Annotated in this window: 2 protein-coding genes; one reads left to right on the top strand and one right to left on the bottom strand. The window is 70.5% G+C overall.

Annotated elements, in window-relative coordinates; translation table 11 throughout:
* Window positions 1–82: 82 nt before the first annotated feature.
* Window positions 83–241, bottom strand: a complete 159-nt coding sequence (locus tag ABZ281_RS46055; RefSeq protein ID WP_356664431.1) for a hypothetical protein — start codon at window positions 239–241, stop codon at window positions 83–85.
* A gap of 312 nt (window positions 242–553) precedes the next feature.
* Between ABZ281_RS46055 and ABZ281_RS46050 the strand changes: the two genes are divergently transcribed.
* Window positions 554–2,383 (top strand): endonuclease/exonuclease/phosphatase family protein, encoded by a 1,830-nt coding sequence (locus tag ABZ281_RS46050; protein WP_356664429.1) that lies wholly within the window; start codon window positions 554–556, stop codon window positions 2,381–2,383.
* Window positions 2,384–2,427 lie beyond the last annotated feature (44 nt).

Genomic DNA, 2,427 nt, shown 5'->3' with positions numbered 1-2,427 from the left:
GTCCCGCATCGCGGCCGGCAGACGCCACGTGCCCTGCTGGCACTGCTGGTGACGGCCGGGCTCGACGCGGTGGCGGTGGCGGTCACCGGGCGAGCCCGCCCCCGGCGTCGACACGGGTGTCCGGCCCGGCCCAGCGGGCGAGCCGGGCGGCCCGGGACAACAACGGCGTGGACAGGGCGTCGCGCGCCAGCTCCGCTTCGGGGTGCAGCCGCACCGGCGGCAGGGGGGAGCTGTCTGACATCGGCTGTTTCTCCTAGGGCGCCTCATACGACTCAGCCGCTCAGCCTAGACGGATTTCCGCCCATGCCGCCCACTTCATCTCCCGGTCAGCCGCCGTACATGGCCGAAACCTTGACAAGTGGCATGAACAGGCTGGAGATTGACGCGCGTAGAAGTCGGCGGACACTTGTTCACCGGGCCGGCCCCACCAGGTCCACCCGTCTCCTTCTTCTACGCGCGTCATCGCATCCGCCCCACAGGTAGCGACAGCCAGCCATTCCACACGTGTCCGCCCTCGTCCCGGCGCCCTGTCACGTCCCCGGAGGGAATCCCGTTGCCGAGCAAGTCGTCCGCGCGTCTCGCCGCGCTCACCGTAGCCGCCGCGTGTTCCGCGGCATCCACGATCGTCCTCACCAGCCCCGCGCACGCGGAGTCGGTCCGCATCCACGACATCCAGGGCAGCACCCGGACATCCCCGTACGCCGGCCGGCAGGTGACGGACGTGGCCGGAATCGTCACCGGCATCCGGACCTACGGCTCCTCCCGCGGCTTCTGGATCCAGGACCCGAACCCGGACGCCGACCCGGCGACCAGCGAGGGTGTCTTCGTCTTCACGAGCTCCGCGCCGAAGGGGGTCGCCGTCGGTGACTCCGTCACGGTCGGCGGCACGGTCTCGGAGTACGTCCCCGGCGGCGCGACCTCCGGCAACCAGTCGCTGACGGAGATCACCAAGCCGACGACCACGGTCGTCTCCAGCGGCAACGCGCTCCCCGCCGCAACGGCGATCACCTCGCGCTCGGTCCCGGCCGCCTACGCGCCGGTCGGCGACACCGCCGCGAACGGCTCGGTCAACGCGCTCCCCCTGAAGCCCTCGAAGTACGCCTTGGACTACTACGAGGCGCTGGAGGGCATGTCCGTACGGGTCACCGACACCCGCGTCGTCGGCGCCACCGACCCGTACACCGAGCTCTGGGTGACGGTGAAGCCGCACGAGAACCGCAACCGCCACGGCGGCACGGTCTACGGCTCCTACCACGACCAGAACGCGGGCCGCCTCCAGATCCAGTCCCTCGGCGCGACGGCGGAGTTCCCCAAGGCGAACGTGGGAGACACCCTGGCCGGCACCACCGCGGGCCCCCTGGACTACAACCAGTTCGGCGGCTACACCCTGGTCGCGAGCGAGCTCGGAACCCTGAAGAGCGCGGGACCGGAGCGCGAGACGACCCGCAGGCAGCGCTCCTCCGAACTCGCGGTCGCCACCTACAACGTCGAGAACCTCGACCCGACCGACGACACGTTCGCCGCCCACGCCTCCGCGATCGTGCACCACCTGAAGTCGCCCGACATCGTGTCCCTGGAGGAGATCCAGGACAACAACGGCGCGAAGAACGACGGCACGGTCGCCGCCGACCAGACGCTGACCAAGCTGATCGACGCGATCGTCGCGGCCGGCGGCCCGAAGTACGACTGGCGCTCGATCGACCCGGCGGACAACACCGACGGCGGCCAGCCGGGCGGCAACATCCGTCAGGCCTTCCTGTTCAACCCGGAGCGGGTCTCCTTCGCCGACCGCGCGGGCGGCGACGCCGCGACGGCCACCGCCGTGACGAAGATCCGCGGCAAGGCCCGCCTCACCCTCAGCCCCGGCCGCATCGCCCCCGCCGACGAGGCCTGGAAGAGCAGCCGCAAGCCGCTGGCCGGCGAGTTCGTCTTCCGCGGCCGCACGGTCTTCGTGATCGCCAACCACTTCAACTCCAAGGGCGGCGACCAGGGCCTGACCGCCCAGTACCAGCCGCCGTCCCGCAGCTCCGAGACGCAGCGCCACCAGCAGGCCACTCTGGTGAACGCCTTCGTCAAGGACATCCTCGACACCCAGAAGAACGCGGACGTCATCGCGCTGGGCGACATCAACGACTTCGAGTTCTCGAAGACCGCGCAGCTCCTCGAGGGCCGCGGCGAACTCTGGTCGGCGATCAAGTCGCTCCCCCGCAGCGAGCGTTACTCGTACGTCTACCAGGGCAACAGCCAGGTCCTCGACCAGATCCTGATCAGCCCGTCGATCCGCCGCGCCTGCGACTTCGAATACGACAGCGTGCACGTCAACGCCGAGTTCAACGACCAGATCAGCGACCACGATCCGCAGGTCCTGCGCTTCCGCCCGTAACACCGGGGGGGGGGGGGGGGGGGCGCCCCCCCCCCGCCCCCCCC

Source organism: Streptomyces sp. NPDC006265 (assembly GCF_040613555.1).
Classification (GTDB): domain Bacteria; phylum Actinomycetota; class Actinomycetes; order Streptomycetales; family Streptomycetaceae; genus Streptomyces.
The sequence above is the reverse complement of the archived record's forward strand: the minus strand, read 5'-3'. Positions and strand labels throughout refer to the sequence as shown.